General features: G+C 66.1%; 17 protein-coding genes. 5 read left to right on the plus strand and 12 right to left on the minus strand.

Going from position 1 to position 16,577, the window contains the following annotated elements:
* Window positions 1–12: 12 nt before the first annotated feature.
* Window positions 13–1,809, minus strand: coding sequence for a glycine--tRNA ligase (glyS, locus tag ACYQ0R_RS13865; protein ID WP_459824863.1), 1,797 nt, complete (start codon window positions 1,807–1,809; stop codon window positions 13–15).
* Window positions 1,810–2,658, minus strand: coding sequence for a CBS domain-containing protein (locus ACYQ0R_RS13870; RefSeq protein ID WP_459824865.1), 849 nt, complete (start codon window positions 2,656–2,658; stop codon window positions 1,810–1,812).
* Between the two features lie 258 nt (window positions 2,659–2,916).
* Between ACYQ0R_RS13870 and ACYQ0R_RS13875 the strand changes: the two genes are divergently transcribed.
* A complete protein-coding gene (locus tag ACYQ0R_RS13875) occupies window positions 2,917–3,138 on the plus strand; it encodes a DUF7556 family protein (RefSeq protein ID WP_459824866.1) in 222 nt (73 codons plus the stop codon).
* An 82-nt stretch (window positions 3,139–3,220) separates the two neighbouring features.
* Here the strand turns inward: ACYQ0R_RS13875 and ACYQ0R_RS13880 are convergent, their stop codons facing one another.
* The 4 genes from ACYQ0R_RS13880 to ACYQ0R_RS13895 all read right to left on the minus strand — a co-directional run bounded on the left by ACYQ0R_RS13880 (window position 3,221) and on the right by ACYQ0R_RS13895 (window position 6,255).
* Window positions 3,221–4,126, minus strand: a complete 906-nt coding sequence (locus tag ACYQ0R_RS13880; RefSeq protein ID WP_459824868.1) for a ketopantoate reductase family protein — start codon at window positions 4,124–4,126, stop codon at window positions 3,221–3,223.
* 169 nt (window positions 4,127–4,295) lie between these two features.
* Window positions 4,296–4,745, minus strand: coding sequence for a DUF302 domain-containing protein (locus ACYQ0R_RS13885; protein ID WP_459824870.1), 450 nt, complete (start codon window positions 4,743–4,745; stop codon window positions 4,296–4,298).
* A 23-nt stretch (window positions 4,746–4,768) separates the two neighbouring features.
* Window positions 4,769–5,878, minus strand: coding sequence for a type 2 isopentenyl-diphosphate Delta-isomerase (gene fni, locus ACYQ0R_RS13890; RefSeq protein WP_459824873.1), 1,110 nt, complete (start codon window positions 5,876–5,878; stop codon window positions 4,769–4,771).
* An 83-nt stretch (window positions 5,879–5,961) separates the two neighbouring features.
* Window positions 5,962–6,255 (minus strand): DUF5789 family protein, encoded by a 294-nt coding sequence (locus ACYQ0R_RS13895; RefSeq protein WP_459824875.1) that lies wholly within the window; start codon window positions 6,253–6,255, stop codon window positions 5,962–5,964.
* 333 nt (window positions 6,256–6,588) lie between these two features.
* Here ACYQ0R_RS13895 and ACYQ0R_RS13900 point away from each other — a divergent pair, with 333 nt between their 5' ends.
* Together ACYQ0R_RS13900 and ACYQ0R_RS13905 are read left to right on the plus strand one after the other, a co-directional pair.
* A complete protein-coding gene (locus ACYQ0R_RS13900; protein ID WP_459824877.1) occupies window positions 6,589–7,602 on the plus strand; it encodes a cell division protein CdpA domain-containing protein in 1,014 nt (337 codons plus the stop codon).
* Window positions 7,603–7,732: 130 nt separating this feature from the next.
* Window positions 7,733–8,941, plus strand: a complete 1,209-nt coding sequence (locus ACYQ0R_RS13905) for an MFS transporter (protein ID WP_459824880.1) — start codon at window positions 7,733–7,735, stop codon at window positions 8,939–8,941.
* A gap of 24 nt (window positions 8,942–8,965) precedes the next feature.
* Here ACYQ0R_RS13905 and ACYQ0R_RS13910 read toward each other — a convergent pair whose 3' ends face one another.
* Window positions 8,966–10,075 carry a DUF373 family protein gene (locus tag ACYQ0R_RS13910; protein ID WP_459824883.1) on the minus strand — a complete coding sequence of 370 codons (1,110 nt, stop codon included), beginning with the start codon at window positions 10,073–10,075 and terminating at the stop codon, window positions 8,966–8,968.
* A 153-nt stretch (window positions 10,076–10,228) separates the two neighbouring features.
* Between ACYQ0R_RS13910 and ACYQ0R_RS13915 the strand changes: the two genes are divergently transcribed.
* Window positions 10,229–11,227 carry a radical SAM protein gene (locus ACYQ0R_RS13915; protein WP_459824886.1) on the plus strand — a complete coding sequence of 333 codons (999 nt, stop codon included), beginning with the start codon at window positions 10,229–10,231 and terminating at the stop codon, window positions 11,225–11,227.
* Between the two features lie 57 nt (window positions 11,228–11,284).
* On the opposite strand, the gene ACYQ0R_RS13920 is transcribed toward ACYQ0R_RS13915, so the two are convergent.
* From ACYQ0R_RS13920 to ACYQ0R_RS13935, 4 genes are all read right to left on the minus strand, one after another.
* Complete coding sequence (locus ACYQ0R_RS13920) at window positions 11,285–11,524, minus strand: preprotein translocase subunit TatA (RefSeq protein ID WP_459824888.1); 240 nt, start codon at window positions 11,522–11,524, stop codon at window positions 11,285–11,287.
* A 166-nt stretch (window positions 11,525–11,690) separates the two neighbouring features.
* Window positions 11,691–12,752, minus strand: coding sequence for a zinc-dependent alcohol dehydrogenase family protein (locus tag ACYQ0R_RS13925; protein ID WP_459824890.1), 1,062 nt, complete (start codon window positions 12,750–12,752; stop codon window positions 11,691–11,693).
* A 164-nt stretch (window positions 12,753–12,916) separates the two neighbouring features.
* Complete coding sequence (locus ACYQ0R_RS13930) at window positions 12,917–13,612, minus strand: DUF7119 family protein (protein WP_459824892.1); 696 nt, start codon at window positions 13,610–13,612, stop codon at window positions 12,917–12,919.
* Between the two features lie 108 nt (window positions 13,613–13,720).
* Window positions 13,721–14,590 (minus strand): CheF family chemotaxis protein, encoded by an 870-nt coding sequence (locus ACYQ0R_RS13935; protein ID WP_459824895.1) that lies wholly within the window; start codon window positions 14,588–14,590, stop codon window positions 13,721–13,723.
* 191 nt (window positions 14,591–14,781) lie between these two features.
* On the opposite strand from ACYQ0R_RS13935, the gene fer reads away from it, so the two are divergent.
* Window positions 14,782–15,171: a ferredoxin Fer gene (fer, locus tag ACYQ0R_RS13940; protein ID WP_459824898.1), complete on the plus strand. Its 390-nt coding sequence runs from the start codon at window positions 14,782–14,784 to the stop codon at window positions 15,169–15,171.
* A gap of 48 nt (window positions 15,172–15,219) precedes the next feature.
* Here the strand turns inward: fer and hemL are convergent, their stop codons facing one another.
* Window positions 15,220–16,557 carry a glutamate-1-semialdehyde 2,1-aminomutase gene (hemL, locus tag ACYQ0R_RS13945; protein WP_459824899.1) on the minus strand — a complete coding sequence of 446 codons (1,338 nt, stop codon included), beginning with the start codon at window positions 16,555–16,557 and terminating at the stop codon, window positions 15,220–15,222.
* Between the last annotated feature and the right edge of the window lie 20 nt (window positions 16,558–16,577).

Below are 16,577 nucleotides of genomic sequence, written 5' to 3' on the forward strand. Positions count from 1 at the left end.
CGTCGCTCCCCGCTAGCTCGTCTCCACGTCGGTGTCGACGGAGCCGTATCGGTCGATACACGTCTCGAACGGTTCGCCAGCCCGCAGCGCGGCAAGCTCGTCCGCGAGGTCGTCGACGGGCACGCGGACCTGTGCGGCCGAGTCGCGCTCGCGGACCGTCACCGTCTCCGCGCCCTCGCGTTCGACGCCGTCGCGATCGACGGTGACGCAGAACGGGGTCCCGACCTCGTCCTGACGGCGGTAGCGACGGCCGATGGAGCCGGAGTCGTCGTACGCCACGGAGAGGCCCGCTTCCCGGAGGTCGGTCGCGACCCGGTCGGCCAGCTCGATCAGGCGCTCGTCGCTCGTTACGAGCGGGAACACCGCAGCGTCACGCGGCGCGACCGCCGGCTCCAGGGCGAGGTACGTCCGCGTCTCGCCGTCGACCTCGTCGGTCCGGTACGCGTGCGCGAGAAGCGTCTGGACGGTGCGACCGACACCGAACGACGGCTCCACGACGTGTGGCGTGATGTGCTCGCCCGTTTCGGTCACCTCCTCGATCGAGAAACCCGCCACGTCGGCGTCGACCGCGTACGTCTCGGCGTCGTCTCCGTCGCCGACCTCGACCTCGATCGTGTCGTGGTCGAACGCGCCCGGATCGCGCTCCGCGAGCGTCTCGAGCGCCTCGGCGACCGCGGCGGCGTCGCCGCCGAACTCGGGGCCGAGCACGGACATGTCGGGGTCGACGGTCGCGCGCTCGACCGTCTTCGGCTCGTCGTAGCGTTTGAACACGGTGAACGCGTCGTCGCCGTACTCGTCGTGTTTCGAGAGGTCGTAGTCGCCCCGGTAGGCGAAGCCGGCGATCTCGATCCAGTCGCCGTCGACCTCCGACTCCGCGTCCCAGCAGTCGGCAGCGTAGTGGGCGCGTTCACCCGCGAGATGCTGACGAAACCGGAACCGGTCCATATCGACGCCGATCCGGTCGTACCACCGCGTCGCGACGCCGAGGTAGTACCCAACCCACTCGGAGCCGATGACGCCACTCGAAACTGCTTCGCCGACCGTCGTGTCGAGGTACTCGCCGTCGTCTGCGTTCTGCTCGGTCGCCGGATACAAACGGACGTCGACGTCCGCGACTCGCTCGATCGGCGGCTCGTCAGTTTCGGGGTCGATGAACTGCTCCAACTCCGCCTGGGTGAACTCCCGGAGGCGGAGCAGGCCGCCGCGCGGGGAGATCTCGTTACGGTACGCGGGACCGATCTGGGTGATCCCGAACGGGAGGCTTCCGCGGGCGTACTCTTTCAGTCGCGGGAACTCGACGAAGATCCCCTGTGCGGTCTCGGGTCGGAGGTAGCCGGGTTGGGAGTCGCCCGGGCCGATCTCCGTCGCGAACATCAGGTTGAAATCCTCGACCGGCTCGCCGGCAAGCTGCGTGCCGCACGACGGACAGGCGATCTCGTGGTCGGCGATCAGCGCCTCGACCTCCTCGCCGGGGAGCGCCTCGGCGTCCTCGACGTTCGTCGCGGCCTCGACGAGGTGGTCGGCGCGGTGAGAGGCGCCACACTCACCACACTCCACGAGCATGTCGTCGAAGCCGTCGAGATGTCCCGACGCCTCGAACACCGGCTCGGGCATGATAGTCGGCGACTCGATCTCGCGGTTCCCCTCCTTGATCGTGAACCGGTCGCGCCAGGCGTCCTCGACGTTCCGTTTCAGCGCTGCGCCCTGTGGGCCGAACGTGTAGAAGCCGGCGGTGCCCCCGTACGCCCCGTTCGATCCGAAGAAGAACCCCCGCCGTTTCGCCAGCTCGACGAGGTCGCCGCGCGCCATTCAGATACCCTCCAGCAGGTCGACGTCTCGAACGATACCGGCGAGCTCGCCGCCGCTCACGAGTGGGATCTGCTCGACGTCGTTCGTGATCAGCGCCTGTGCGACCTCCCGTGCCGTGCGGGTTCCCGACACCGTCACGAGATCGCTCGTCATGAAGTGACGCGTCTCCTCGGCCGGAATCTCCACGTTTCGCGTCGGGAGGTATCGTGCACCGATCGCCTTGATACCCTCCCAGGACCACTCGGAGTCCTGTTCGGCGATGGAGTCACCCGTGCTCGCCTCTCCTTCGACGACGCGGGCGACTTCGAGAATATCCACTTCGGTGAGGATACCCGTCATCCGCGCATCGTCGCCGAGGACGACGGCGTACGGAACGTCCGCGAGGCCGATCTCGCGTTCGGCGACCGGCAGCGGCGTGCCGACGTACGTGGTGTTGACCGACCGCGTCGCGAGCGGGCCGACCTCCTTCTCGCCGTTCACGTTGCCGCGAGCGATCGCGTGAACCACGTCGGTGACCGTCACGATCCCCCTGAGTGCGTCGCCGTCGACGACCGGTAGCCGGCGGGCCCGCTCGGTGACCATCGTCTCTGCCGCCGCCCTGAGATCATCGTCCGCGTTGACCGTGGGGACCTCCCGCATCAACAGCGCGAGCTGGTCCTCGTCCGGCTGCTCGATGAGGTCGTCACGCGAAACGAGTCCGCGGTACACCTCCTCGCCGTCAGCTTCCTTCACGACCGGAACGGAGGAGAACCCGTACTCCTGAATGTACTCTAACACGTCGTTTCGGCTCCCCGGAATCTCGACGACGACGAGATCCGCTCGCGGCGTCATGGCGTCGGACACGTTCATGACCCGTCTTTTGCCGTGCCACCTCTTGTATACTGCGAAGCGGGCCGCAAACCGATATCGAGTCGGACCGGCGGGCGTTTGGCCGCGTGTTTATGAATCAACAGCTCTCGGCAGCGAATTTTTTGTGGCGGACGCAAGAGCGGTGTAGAGTGATCGAATGTAAGCTAGCATGTGGTACAGAAACACGTTCGTGGATCAGTTTTCGGGTTTGAGAACTGATTCGGAACCCTTATTACTCGCAGTTGGCTACGGTGTACCATGTCACGGAGTTCCACTCCTTGGGACGAACCGGACCCCGACCGTCGGTCGTCGGATCTTCCGACCGGTGGGGAGCCGACCACGTCGCCGTCTCCGGACGTAATGGCGTCCATCGATTCCTCACAGTCCCGACCGGAGCTCGTGATCGCGGACGTCTCCCGCGAGAACGCGTGGATGTCGGTCGATCAGACCGACGCGACGGTGCTCGAGGAGTGGTGTTGAGGCCGCTTTGACATCGCCTCTCGGACACAGCTGTCCCACTTCGTTTATCTGTCTCGCGACCCCCCAGCCGACAGTTCGCTTGCTATCGGGTCGGACGGATCCCTCGTTCGGCCTCCCAGCCGCGGAGTAGCGCGGCGAGCGTCCGACATGTCGGCACCGACACGGCCGTCGCGTCGGCGCGGTCGATCACCGCCCCGTAGATCGCGTCGACCTCGGTTCGTCTCTCCGCCTCGACGTCCTCGCGCATCGACGAGTGGTTGGCCGCGGTGTCCTCGGCGACTCGCTCGACCGCGATGACCGCCTCGTCCTCCGTGAGATCGATGCCTTCGATACGGGCGACCCGGGCGACCTCCCGGGCAGTCTCGCGCGCGACCTCGCCGGCCGGGCCGCCCAGCGTCGCCCCGTTCGTCACCCGGGCGAGCGCGGAGGGGCCGTTGATCCCCGCGTTGACGGCGAGTTTCTCGTAGCGACGCCGAGGCATGTCGCTCGCCGCCGTCGTCATGATACCCGCCTCGTCGAACGCCGCTCGGACGCGTTCGGCGACCGGGTGCGGGCCGCGCGACAGGGACCCGACCACGACATCCCCGACGCCGGTACACGAAACCTGGCCGGGTCCGGCGAGACGCGCGCCGTACGTCACCGTTCCCGCGAGAACGAGGGTGTCGAGCGCGGCGACGAGCCGCTCCTCGGTGAGTCCATTGGCGAGCGAGCAGACCGCCTCGTACTCGCCGGTTGCGAGCGTTTTCGCGGCGTCGTCGACGTCGTACGCCTTCGTCGTTACGAGCGCGAGATCCGCCGAGCGGCCGTAGCCATCGGTCACCGCTCGGGGATGAACGTGGGCGTCGACCGCGCCGTCGATCTGCAGCCCGTCCTCCCGCACGCGCCGCATGTGCGGGTCGCGACCGACGAGCGTCACGTCGTGTGTCCGGGCCAACAGCCCGCCGACGAGGCTTCCGAGCGCCCCGGCTCCGAAGACGAGGACCTCCATGTCACCGACCACGGGCGGGGGAACGAAAGAAATGGCGGTGCCCCAAACCTCCCGCCGAACCACACGAGCGCGGCCTGTTGGAACGGTCCGACGATCTGTCGGGTGTTCGCGAGCGGCTTCGCTGTTGGGGAGTGAGCGATACCGCCGTCGCCATCGGGGGACGCGTTCGCTACTCCGCTTCCAGTCGGTCGTACACCGTCTCGGCCAGCCTACCGGTTTCCGCGACGATCGCCTCCATCTCCTCCTCGTCGGCGTCGAGCCCGAGCAGTCGTGCGATCTTCATGATAGATATGTGATACACGAGCTGCTTCCCGGGCTCGATCTCCCGGATGACCATGTTGCATGGGAACAACGCACCGATCCGCCCGTCGGTCGCGGAGAGCGCGCGATCGGCGATCGCCGGGTTACATGCACCCAGCACGTAGTACGGGTCGCGGTCGGCGTCGACCTTCTCGTTTAACAGCTCCGACGGGGAGAACTCGACGGGGACGCCGAACCCCTCCTCCGTACACACGGTCCGGACGTGTTCGATGGCCGTCTCGTGATCCATCGAGAGCGTGGCTCGTCTCTCGCCGAACTCCTCGGGGTCCAACGCTGCGGGATCGAACGGAACTGTCATGGCTCACGTTGGGCGGGTCCGCCCTAAAAGCCACCGCGGTCGCGGCCGACCGCTTCTCCGGTCGTCCGCTGTGCAACGTATTCGCGCGTCTCTCCCCGTAGCACGTACTCAGCCCGCTGAAGCTCCGCGATCGACCCCGAGCCGGTGACGAACATCGCCGTCCGCAGCTCGGCGATCAGGTCTTCCACGCGCTCGATGACGCCGTCCGGTCCGGCAGTAGCCGGCTGCAGGAACGGTTTCGCCAAGCCGCCGGCGCGTGCGCCTACCGCGATCGCCTTCGCTACGTCCAGCCCCGTTCGAACGCCGCCGCTCGCGATCACGCAGTCGTGCTCGGCTACACACTCGATCGTGCTCGCTGCGGTCGGGATCCCCCACGTCCGGAACAGCGTGCCGATCCGTTCCTGTCGCGGTGCGTTCGCCGCCGCTGCGCGATACGCCTCGATCCCGGACCACGTCGTGCCGCCTTTCCCGGCGACATCGATCGCGTCAACGCCCGCCGCTGCGAGTTTCTTCGCCGTTCCCCCGGCGATCCCGTTGCCCGTTTCCTTGACGATGATCGGGACCGAGAGGTTGCCGGCGACGCGTTCGATGGCTGCCAGACAGTCCCGGCCGTTCACGTCGCCCTCGGGTTGGACGGCTTCCTGTAGGAAGTTCAGGTGGACTGCGAGCGCGTCCGCATCGATCATCTCGACCGCCCGCTCGACCGTGTCGAGATCGTACTCTCGAAGCTGTGCAGCGCCGAGATTGCCGTAGATAAACGCGTCCGGGGCGACGTCGCGTACGACGGTGTATGATTCGAGGACGCCGCTGTCGTCGAGTTCGAGGCCCGCTCGCTGGCTTCCAAGCCCCATCGCGATACCGGTTGCACCGGCGGCGCGAGCCAGTGCACGATTGATAGCCGTGGTGTTTTGATGCCCCCCAGTCATGCTCTCGATGAAGATCGGGGCGGCTAGCTCGTGTCCCAGAAACTCGATGGAGGTGTCGATCGCGTCGTAGTCGAGCTCCGGCAGCGCTTCGTGGACGAGCATGATATCCTCGAACCCCGTCCCGGAGCTTTCGACATCCCGTTCCTGTACGATCCGGATGTGGTCGTCCTTTCGATCCTCGGTCTCCGACGAACGCCGTTCCGCCATTACTCGAACTTGCGACGGCGGTTGCAAAACAGTACTGCTTTTTCAGCTCGCGTCTGCGTGTTTCCGTGAGGCGTCTCGGGTCGTCACTCCGTCGCGACCGGCCCGCGTCCGACGACGTCCTCGACCGCCGCGACGAACTCCGACCGGCTCTCGAACAGCGGCACGTCGCTTTCGGCCAACACGTCGTCGACGTCTCGGGGCCCCTCGGGCGTTCTGATGACGGCGTCGCCCTCCTGGGCTCGGACGTCGCTTTTCTTCGCGGGCCACGTGAGCCGGGAGGCGACGCGGGCGACCGGCTCGCCGTCAACGTCGGGTCCGGAGCCGAGCTCGACGGCCGGCTCGGCCTCCTCGGCCGCCTCCTCGTCGGTATCGCTCATACACCGCGGTTCCGCTCGCCCGCGTGTAACGTTTTCGATAGCGACCGACCGACGTTTTCGATAGCGACCGACCGATGTTTTCGATAGCGACCGACCGATCCCGCCGCACGGTCACCCCCGCTCCGGAACGATCGGAGAGATGACAGTCACGGGCTGTTGTACAAGCGGTACGAGGCGACTGCCCCGGGGCTTGACCCCGGGGTGCGTTCACGATCGCTGTCAACGATCGAGGGAACGGCGTGTCGTGACGGGTTCGCGTTTCGAGCATTCCTGGCGAACGTCTGAGGGGAACGTCTGACATACTGTTTTCAGGGAGGACCACGTACTCGGGGTATGACCAGTCTCTCGGAGACGTACGGGGGTCAGGGGCGCTCCGAGGTCGATCCGCGTCGGCTCTACCTCGGCGTGGGGTTGTTCGCGGGGGGGACGCTGTTGCTCGTCGTCGGTATTCTCATGGCCGCGGAGGTGCTCGGCGGCGGAACGTACAGTTCGGGTGAAGCGCGCTGGTACGGCGGCGTGCTCGGCGGTCTCGGCGTCCCGCTCGTCATGCTCGGCGTGATGAGCGTGCTGCCTGCCGACCGTCCCACGCGCGCCGCGGCGGTCGTCGGTGCCGCCGTGATGGCGTTGGGCGTCGCGCTGTTCGCTCACGCGTATCCGTACCACTGGGTCGGCGGTCCGCGACCGGAGCTGACGGACCTGACGCTGCCGACGGCCGGGGTATACTTCCTCGGTACGGCGACGACGTTCTGGAGCCTGTTCGTCGGCGTCGCCAACTTCAAAACCCGAAACGACCCCGGCGGTACCGTTACGATGGAGGTGACCCACAAGGGTGAAACGAAGGTGATCGAGGTCGAACGCGACCGACTGCGCGGCGGCGGCGTCGGGCTGCTCGGCAACACGCCCGACGGCGACGTCGAGACGCAGACGAATCGCCCACACGCTGACGACTCGACCGGCACCGGGGGGACGACTGGCTCCGGAGGGACGGCTGGCTCGCCGTCGACCGAGTCGCGGCAGCGCTCGACTCCATCGACCTCGTCGGACGCGTTCGCCTCGTCGACACCACGTAGTTCCTCGACGTCTTCCCCGAGGCTCGGCGGATCGGCCGAGGTCAGCGACGGAGGGAGCACGGCCGAGTCGATCTCCTCACCGCTCGACGATGCCTCGCCGGACGGCGCCTCTCCGGACGGCCAGGGATCGTCGCGACGCGGTCCCGGAGACACGTACTGCGGGAACTGTGCGCAGTTCGATTACGTCCGTACCGACGACGGAATGCAGCCCTACTGTGCGCACCACGACGAGCTGATGGACGATATGGACGCCTGTGAGGAGTGGACGCCGCGGTAGCATCATCCTCGGAACGGCTTCGTCGGCCGATGATCTCGCCGACCGCTCGCACACGTAGCGGGGTCGGACCCCGCGTTTTCGGGCCATCCCACCGTGACCCGTTGGAACGCGCAACGTGTACGCTCACGCCATGATTCTGTTCGATCCGATCGTCCGAGAAGCGAAGGCGCTGTGGGACGGCGGGACCGGCAGGTCGCTGCTCGTCATCGCGGGTGCGTGGGGACTTCTCCTCGGCATGCGGATGATGTACCCGGTCCTGTTGCCGTACTTCCGGTCGTCGTTCGAGCTCAGCCTCACCGTCTCGGGACTGCTCGTGACCGTTCTGTGGCTCGGCTCTGCGGTTGGGCAGCTCCCGGGCGGAATTCTGGCCGACCGGCACAGCGAGCGATCGGTGATGACCGCCGGCGTGATCGTCGTCGCCGGTGCCGTTACGGCGGTCACTCTCGCTCCGACGGCCGCGATTCTCTTTCTTGCGACCGCACTCGTCGGTCTCGGGCAGTCGCTGTACCCGATCGCCCGGATCACCGCGCTCGCACAGCTGTATCCCGACCGGATCGGGAGCGCTCTCGGCCTGACGATGGCGACGGGAGATCTCGGGCAGACGGTACTGCCGCCGGTCGCGGCGACGATCGCGGCCGTCTTCGTATGGCAGGCTGGACTCGGATTCATCGTGCCGCTGCTCGTCGTCGCCGCCGTCGCGCTGTGGCTGCTGCTTCCGCCCGACACCGGAACGTCGGACAGCGCACTGGACGAACTGTCGGCTGACACCGTCCGCTACGTGGTCGCGGAGCTCCGACGCGAGAACATGGTGTTCGTCGCGTTCATCTTCTTTTTGTACGTCTTCGTCTGGCAGGCGTTCACCGGGTTCTATCCGACGTATCTCATCGACGTGAAGGGGATGGAGCCGTCGACTGCGGCGCTGCTTTTCAGTTTCTTCTTCGCGGTCGGCGTCGTGGTCAAGCCGGTTGCGGGCGCGGTGTACGACCGGATCGGGATCCGTGGCTCGCTCGTTTTGGTCCTGTCCGGACCGGTCGTCGGGCTGTTGCTTCTCCCCACGGTCGAGGGACTGGTCCCGATCGTCGGGATCACCGCTCTCGTGAGCACGATGCTCGGCTCGGGTGCGATCACGCAGTCATATTTCTCCGACGCGATCTCCCCCGACATGCGCGGAACCGGTCTCGGGGTCGTCCGGACGACCACTGCCACGCTCGGCGCTACCGGTCCGGTCGTGTTCGGTGCGGTGGCGGACGTCGGCTACTTCGACGAGGCGTATCTCGCACTCGCGATCATCATGCTCGCCGTGATCGGGCTCACGCTTCGGCTCCCGTCGGGGACGTGAGACACGGACGAGTGGACGGCTCGCTCACGCGGGCTCGGTCGACGGGAGCCGCGACTCGGCGATAGCGAACGCCAGCGTGCTCAACACGCCGACGAGCGTGCCGGCCGCAAGCACTAAGGCGAGCTCCCCCAGATCCAGCGGCGTGACGCCCGGTGCGGGCGGGAGGAAGAAACCGGACACCGCGTACAACACCAACCCGATCGCGACGACGTAAAACGGGGCGTTGAGATATCGCCACCGAAACCGGCCGGCGAGGTACTCGTCAGTGATCTGGCCGAGACTGGAGGTGACGCCGGCGACCGCGAGCCACTGTACGAACCCGTGGACGAACGCGGCGATCGCGGCGACGGCGGGGAGCGGGCCGTCGTGGACCGAACGGACCGCCGCGACCGTCTCGGTCCCCTGCACGCCGCCGACGACCACCAACGCGATCGCGACGACGTAGGTGATGAGGGTCACGCGCCCGGCGTACAGGACGTTTCGAATCGCGTCGGCGGCCCCGTCGAGCGTGTCCTCCAGCCCGAGCCCCCGGAACAGCGAGTAGAGGCCGACGAGCCCGGAGATGATCCCCAACACGGCCGCGCCCGCGACGTCGAAGAGGTTCGCGACGACGACCAGCGGATAGATGAGCAGGAGCACGCCGAGCGGGACGAGGATCGTTCCGCGAGTCTCGGGGTCCGCGAGCACCTGCTTCATCGTGTAGTACAGAGACTCGAGGTCCTGCGCTTGCCGGACGACGACTCGTCGTACGCCGTCGATCGGCATTCGAGAGCGAATCACGGGAAGCACGGACTCGTCCTGTGCGCCGTCGGTGATGACGATCGCCGACACCTCCTCGCCGGTCGCCAGCTCGGCGAGGACGCGGTCGATCTCCTCGCCGACCGCACGGTTCGCCTTCACGTCCGACCCCTCGACGCCGGTAACGGCGGCGACCTCGACGGCCTCTCCCGCACCGGACAGCTCGTCGTGGACGTTGATCCCCTGAAACAACACGTTCGTGTCCGAGTCCTCCGGATCGACCGTCGCGAGCGCGACGGCGGCCGCCTCGACCGCGTCTCGGCCGATCACCGGCGTCTCGACGCCCGTCTTCCGGCCGAGGTCATCGTCGAGATCGACACAGAGGACGAGCAGCATCGGACGATGCTATGCGAGGGGCCGGCATATGCTTTCGGTCGCGGGGCGTTCGCTTCCGGGGCCGGCTCGGCCGATCTGCGGTCCGTGTCAGTCGCTGTCGCCCGGATCGACGCTTCGGACGCTTTTTGAGGCCCGAGCCGATACTGGTAGTAGATGATCTCCAAGGGCTGTGAACAGTGCGCCAAGGGCGGCAAGATGGTGCTTTTCGTCTACGGCTACTGTGACCAGCGGGACTGTTTCTACTGCCCTCTCGGGGAGAACCGGAAGAACGTCACCGACGTGTACGCCAACGAACGGAGGGTGGAGTCGGACGAGGACGTTATCGCCGAGGCGAAGCGGATGGACGCGCTCGGCACCTCGATCACCGGCGGCGAGCCGCAGGAGGCGATGGCGAAGACGACTCGCTATCTCGAGCTCCTCAAAGACGAGTTCGGCGAGGACCACCACACCCATCTGTACACGGGTATCACCGGCGGCCGAGAGAACATGCGTCGGCTGAGCGAGGCCGGTCTCGACGAGATCCGTTTCCATCCGCCACTGGAGCTGTGGGGCGAGATGCACGGCACCGAATGGGAGGATATTCTCTACATCGCTCGCGAGGAGGGGCTCACCCCTGCATTCGAGATTCCGGGCATCCGCGCGGAGCCGGAGTTTCTGGAGTTCCTCGACGAGGGTGCGGCGGAGTTCTGTAACGTCAACGAGTTCGAGATGAGCGACGGCAACTACCGCCGGATGCAGGAGGAAGGGTTCGAGCTACAGGAGGGACATATGTCCGCCGTCGAAGGGTCGAAAGACGCGGCCATTCTCGAAGAGATGGGGAGCCACGAGAAGGTGTACTTCTGTACGTCCGTGTTTAAAGACGCCGCGCAACACCGCAACCGACTGAAGCGGATGGCACGGAACGTCCGCCGCGAGTTCGACGAGGTGACGGACGACGGGACGATCGTGTACGGGAAAGCGTTCGCCGATCCCGAACGGTTCGAGACGCTGGGCGTTCCCGAGGAGTTCTACACGGTCAAATCCAACCACGTCGAGGTCGCGTGGTGGCTCCTAGAGGAGATGGTCGAGGCGGGCGATCTCGACCGCGGTGAGATCGTCGAGCAGTACCCGACCGTCAACGGGACCGTCGTCGAGCGAACGCCGGTCGCGTAGCCGTCGATCCGGAGTCCCGCTCGACTCCTCTCGTCACTCGTCGTTCAACTCCTCTCGTCACTCGTCGTTCAACTCCTCTTGTTGCAGTTCCTCGACCGTCTCTTGGAGTCGCTCCACGTCAGCTTCCAGCTTCGCGATCCGCTCCGCGTCGTCGTCGCCGTCGGACCGCGTCCGCAGCAGGAGGACGACGATCGCGATCGCAACCACGGGAAGGAGGAGGAACGCGAACAGGATGACGATGATCAGCAGCTCCGGACCGGCCGGGACACCACCCATTGCGGGGACTGTTGGGACCATGATCGCCGACAGGTGGGGACGGTGAAGTACCTTGGGGTCAAGCCCCGAGGCACTCTGCCTGTTATTTCTGTAGAAAAACGCAGGGGCCGCCGCTGTGCGCTCAGATCGACTCGCGAGCATCGGCCGAGAGATCCTGTGGGGAGTCTAGCGGTCCACGGTCGAGACACTAGAACTCCGTGATCACCGGGATACCCGTGGTGCCGAAGTCGGTCATGTCGTCAAGATACGTCGAGACATCTTCGAGACCGACCGTTTCGGAGACGACCGCCGACGGTTCGAGGGAACCCGTGGCGACCATGCGGAAGATTTCGTCGTACCGGGTCGAAGGCATCCCGAGAGAGCCGAGGAACTCGATCTCGTTCATCACCATCACGTCGGTCGGCAGCGACACTTCACCCTCCTCTTCCTGCGTCGTGAGGCCGATCTGGAGGTGCTGGCCGCGAGTACCGAGGCTCATCACGGAGTTGCGGCACGTCTCGGCGATGCCGAGGGCGTCGACAGCGAGGTGGGCCCCGCCGTCCGCGATCGACCGCACAGCCCCGGGTACGTCTTCAGTGTCGGCGGCGTTGACCGTCTCGACCGCTCCGAGGTCGGTCGCAGCCGCCAGTTTGTCGTCGTCGAGATCGACCGCGATCACGTTCCCGCCGAGCGCGTCGGCGATGTGGACCGCCGACAGACCGATCCCGCCGCAGCCGTGGACGGCCACCCAGTCGCCTGCGTCCAAGTCGGCACGGTGAGCCAGCGCGTGGAATGAGGTCATAAACCGGCAGCCGAGCCCCGCCATCTCGGTCGATGAGACGCCGTCGGGGAGTTGTACCAGGTTCGTGTCGGCCGCCGGCACGTGAGTGTACTCCGCGAACGCCCCTTGTACCGGTTCGACGAAGCCCAGCGGCATCACGTTCTCACAGGTGTTTGTATGCCCCTGACGACACTCCGGACAACTCCCGTCGGCGATGTTGAACGGGATCGCAACGTGGTCGCCCTCGCGGATCTCCTCGACGTCGTCCCCGACGGAGACGACCGTTCCGGCCGGCTCGTGACCCAAGATCTGTCCCGATTGGGGCTGAATTCCGAGCCAGTCCCAGTCTCCCTGCCAGCCGTGCCAGTCGCTCCGGCAGATTCCGCAGGCCTCGATCTCGACGACCGCCCCATTCGGATCGAGGCGTGGCTCGTCGACCTCTTCTATCGCGAGCGGTTCGCCGTACTCCTCTAGCACAGCAGCCTTCATACGTTCCGTATAATGTCTGCATGTTTTCATAAAAACGACTAATAATATCCTCTCCGTGGTTGCTACAAGATAGCTCGTGTTCAGCTCGGATCTGCTCGAATCGGCCGAGTGGCACTGTGTGTCCCTACTTCAGGTAACGGATCGGCGGCCGTCCTCGTTGTAGCCTACCGGTGATCGGTCGCGTCGTCGTAGCGCGTCTCGCGGCGCTCCTTGAAGTACGTCGACAGCGCTTCACCGACGACTGCTCCCGGATCGAGGTTTCGCATCGAGGCCTCACGGCGAAGTTCGACGTACACGTCGGTCGGAAGCCGCATCGACAGCGTGCCGACGTCGACGCCGGTCTCTCGTAGCGCCGCCTCCGCGTCGGTTCCGTCGTTGATCGTGGAGGCGATCGCTCGGACCTCTCGAACCGTGAGGTCAGCGTCGAGCACCGCCCACGCGAGGAGACACCGGTCATCGCCACCGACGCGAGCGATATGTTTCGCCGCGCTGGGTGCGATCCGTCCTCGCGCGACGTGTCGCCGGATCGCCTGCGGGAGGTCGTGGACCCGTGCCCACTTGCGGATGAACGCGACGGAGACGCCGTCGCCGGCGCGCTCGGCGGCCGCCTTGTACGACCCCGTCCCGCGAACGAGTGCCGCACACGCCGCCGCGCCGCGAAGCATCAACACGTGGTCATCGCCCGCGACGTCGCCGGTGGCAAACCGCCTGATCGTGTCGGCGGCCTCGGTGACGCTGTCGGGATCGTTCGGGTCGAACCCGATGGCCTCGTCGGCCCGGTCACCGGTCACTTCCGGGTCCGCGCGGACGACCGGCTCGCCGACCGGTGATCGGCGGTCGGTGCATGGCTCCTCGCTCATGCACTACCGTACGTGTCCGCCTACATAAGTGGCCGCACCCGGGGCAGGTATCGCAGCTGACGGTGACACTCGCGTACTTCCCGCCGGACTCTCACCGGCCAGCTCCGCTCAAGCGTTGACCGACTCCATGTACGTGTTTATCACCATCTGTCCCTTTCGCGTCAGCGTCGTTCCGCGCTCGCCGTCGGCGACGAGCCCCTCCTCGCGCAGCGAGCCGAGTATCATCGAAGTTTGCGTCGCATCTCCCGTGACGATGTCGGCGACGCTCGCCTCGCCGCCCGCGGAGTAGATCGACACCAGGATCTCGAGCTGCTCTTCCGTCGGGTCGAGCTCCTCGATCTCCGCAAGCACCTCGCCGTACTCCAGTTTGATGTATCGCCCGAGCACGTTGAGCGTCCGCTCGTCCGGCACCGTCGTGATCGACGCGACGGTACGCGTCTCGGGGACGTGCTCGAACACGAGCGCCGGGCGGGTTCGTCCGCCCAGCGTTCGGTCGGTGCGTTCGTAATCGACCACCGTCGAAAGATCGACGGTGAACGGCTCCGGACACCCGACGAAGCCGATCGCTCCGGGAGAGAGCTTCACCGAGGCAGTCTGGTCGCTGGCGTCCGTCACACGTCCCCCGATCCGGGCCGGATGACGAACCGTAACGGTGACGTTCCGCAGGATCGCCTTAAAGAACACTCGCGTGAACCGGTCCATGTCGTCCGGCTCCCCCTCGATGTGCGCGGTTCGGCGGCCACGGTCGCCGTTGAACGCGATGGTCACGGTGTCGCTGAAAAACGATCGGAGGTCGTTCGGAACGTTCCCGACTGCGACGTCGAACACGCTGGACAGCGGCACGGTCGTCTTCGTCTCCGCCGTCGCAAGCACCAGCCGCCGCTGGCTCAACAGCACGCGTCCCGTCACCGGCTCGTCGCCCCCGACATCGGGGGTGTGAATGCGGCCGATGAAGTCGGCTACCACGGACTCCTCCATCGAATTTTGATGGGTGTCGTCCACCCTTTAGGTTTTCTCCCGCCGTATCAGAACCGATATCCGGAGGCACGGGCGACCGACCACGTACCCGTGTGAGCCGTTCTCAACCCGTCTGTTGGTCCATCTCTATCCTTCCTACTCCGCGAGAGGAACAGCAAAGCCTAATGAGGAGGGCGTCGAATTCCTGCTTGATGCCCACGGTAGAATACCTCAACTACGAAGTGCTCGACGATCACGGTTGGTCGCTCGACGACGATGACCTCTTCGAGGAGGCCGCTGACGCGGGTCTCGGCGACGAGGACTACGGGTCGCTCGAGGTGAATCAGGGCGAATACATCCTTGAGGCAGCGGAGGCTCAAGGATTCGACTGGCCGTTCTCCTGTCGCGCCGGTGCGTGCGCGAACTGCGCCGCCATCGTGAAGGAGGGCGACATCGAGATGGACATGCAGCAGATCCTCTCGGACGAGGAAGTCGAGGAGAAGAACGTCCGCCTGACCTGTATCGGCAGCCCCGACGCCGACGAGGTCAAGATCGTGTACAACGCGAAGCACCTCGACTACCTGCAGAACCGCGTCATTTAAGCGGCACCGACGCGGCAGCCGCGTTCCCGTTATTTTTGCGACTCGGAGCTACAGCACCTCCCGATACGCCTCCAGCGTCGTCTCCACGTCGGCCTCGGTGTGTGCGTAGGAGGTGAACTGACACTCGAACTGGTTGGCGGTGAGGAACACGCCTCGATCCGTCATCTCCTGCCAGAACACTCGCTCCCAGCGGTCCGTCTCCGCGCTTGCGACGTCCGACCCGGTTTTGGGACACAGGTCGTATCTGGCACAGTCCGGATCCTGCCGACAGCCACCCGTACAGCAGCCGTCGACGTCGCCGGGGGCCTCGCGCGTGAACACGGTTTTGAACATCGAATCGGTGCCGACGACGGTGTACTCCGGGGCCCGCTCGGTGCAGATCTCCGCGATCCCCTCGCGGAGCTGGCGTCCGAGCCGGTTGATGTGTTCGTACACGTCGTTTTCGGCCGCATACTCCAGATACGCCTTGCCGGCGGCCATCGTCACCGGGTGGCCCGAGAACGTGCCGGACTGGAACACGTCACCCGCGGGCGTGAACGACTCGACGATCTCCGCGCGGCCGCCGATCGCGCCGACCGGGAAGCCGCCGCCGACGATCTTCCCGAACGTCGTCACGTCCGGCGTGACGCCGAACTTCGACTGCGCGCAGCCGAGTCCGCCGACACGGAAGCCGGTTATCACCTCGTCGAACACCAGAAGCGAACCGTGGTCGTCACACAGATCCCGCAGCGTCTCGTGGTAGCCGTCGACGGGCATGACGATCCCCATGTTTGCGAGGATCGGCTCGACGAGGACGGCGGCGATGTCGTCTCCGTGCTCGGCGAACGCCTCCTTGGCCGCCGCCTCGTCGTTGAACGGGATCGGCAGCGTGTGTTCGGCGAACGCCTCGGGTATCCCCGCCGTGGCGGGATGGACGTCGCCGGGCGACCCCTCGACGAGCGTCGACTCCTGTGCGCCGTGATACCCACCCTGCATGACGACGATCTTGTCGCGACCGGTGTACCCCCGGGCGAGCCGAACGGCGGAGACGGTCGCCTCCGTGCCGGAGTTGACGAACCGGATCGATTCGACGCTCGGGACGTGTCGAGCGACGAACTCGGCGTGTTCGACCTCGACCTCGGTCGGCGCGCCGTACATCGGCCCCGCGGCGGCGTGCGACTGGATCGCGGACTCCACCGGCTCCGGCACGTCATGGCCGTACAACAGTGGCCCGTACCCCATTACCCAGTCGACGTAGCGGTTCCCGTCGGCGTCGACGACGTGTCCGCCGTCGCCCCGCTGGATGAAGAAGGGATGCGGCATCGTTGCCCGAACCGAGGAGTTGACCCCGCCCGGCATCACCGACAGCGCGCGGTCGTACAGCTCCCGCGATCGCTCGTGGTTCATACTCGGGCGTTGGGTCCCGG

It is taken from the genome of Halorubrum luteum (genome assembly GCF_054652935.1).

What these genes read in the sequence shown, in the direction of transcription:
- glyS (WP_459824863.1), bottom strand. Translation starts at nt 1,809, where the DNA reads ATGGCGCGCGGCGACCTCGTCGAGCTGGCGAAACGGCGGGGGTTCTTC.
- ACYQ0R_RS13870 (WP_459824865.1), bottom strand. Translation starts at nt 2,658, where the DNA reads ATGAACGTGTCCGACGCCATGACGCCGCGAGCGGATCTCGTCGTCGTC.
- ACYQ0R_RS13875 (WP_459824866.1), top strand. Translation starts at nt 2,917, where the DNA reads ATGTCACGGAGTTCCACTCCTTGGGACGAACCGGACCCCGACCGTCGG.
- ACYQ0R_RS13880 (WP_459824868.1), bottom strand. Translation starts at nt 4,126, where the DNA reads ATGGAGGTCCTCGTCTTCGGAGCCGGGGCGCTCGGAAGCCTCGTCGGC.
- ACYQ0R_RS13885 (WP_459824870.1), bottom strand. Translation starts at nt 4,745, where the DNA reads ATGACAGTTCCGTTCGATCCCGCAGCGTTGGACCCCGAGGAGTTCGGC.
- fni (WP_459824873.1), bottom strand. Translation starts at nt 5,878, where the DNA reads ATGGCGGAACGGCGTTCGTCGGAGACCGAGGATCGAAAGGACGACCAC.
- ACYQ0R_RS13895 (WP_459824875.1), bottom strand. Translation starts at nt 6,255, where the DNA reads ATGAGCGATACCGACGAGGAGGCGGCCGAGGAGGCCGAGCCGGCCGTC.
- ACYQ0R_RS13900 (WP_459824877.1), top strand. Translation starts at nt 6,589, where the DNA reads ATGACCAGTCTCTCGGAGACGTACGGGGGTCAGGGGCGCTCCGAGGTC.
- ACYQ0R_RS13905 (WP_459824880.1), top strand. Translation starts at nt 7,733, where the DNA reads ATGATTCTGTTCGATCCGATCGTCCGAGAAGCGAAGGCGCTGTGGGAC.
- ACYQ0R_RS13910 (WP_459824883.1), bottom strand. Translation starts at nt 10,075, where the DNA reads ATGCTGCTCGTCCTCTGTGTCGATCTCGACGATGACCTCGGCCGGAAG.
- ACYQ0R_RS13915 (WP_459824886.1), top strand. Translation starts at nt 10,229, where the DNA reads ATGATCTCCAAGGGCTGTGAACAGTGCGCCAAGGGCGGCAAGATGGTG.
- ACYQ0R_RS13920 (WP_459824888.1), bottom strand. Translation starts at nt 11,524, where the DNA reads ATGGTCCCAACAGTCCCCGCAATGGGTGGTGTCCCGGCCGGTCCGGAG.
- ACYQ0R_RS13925 (WP_459824890.1), bottom strand. Translation starts at nt 12,752, where the DNA reads ATGAAGGCTGCTGTGCTAGAGGAGTACGGCGAACCGCTCGCGATAGAA.
- ACYQ0R_RS13930 (WP_459824892.1), bottom strand. Translation starts at nt 13,612, where the DNA reads ATGAGCGAGGAGCCATGCACCGACCGCCGATCACCGGTCGGCGAGCCG.
- ACYQ0R_RS13935 (WP_459824895.1), bottom strand. Translation starts at nt 14,590, where the DNA reads ATGGAGGAGTCCGTGGTAGCCGACTTCATCGGCCGCATTCACACCCCC.
- fer (WP_459824898.1), top strand. Translation starts at nt 14,782, where the DNA reads ATGCCCACGGTAGAATACCTCAACTACGAAGTGCTCGACGATCACGGT.
- hemL (WP_459824899.1), bottom strand. Translation starts at nt 16,557, where the DNA reads ATGAACCACGAGCGATCGCGGGAGCTGTACGACCGCGCGCTGTCGGTG.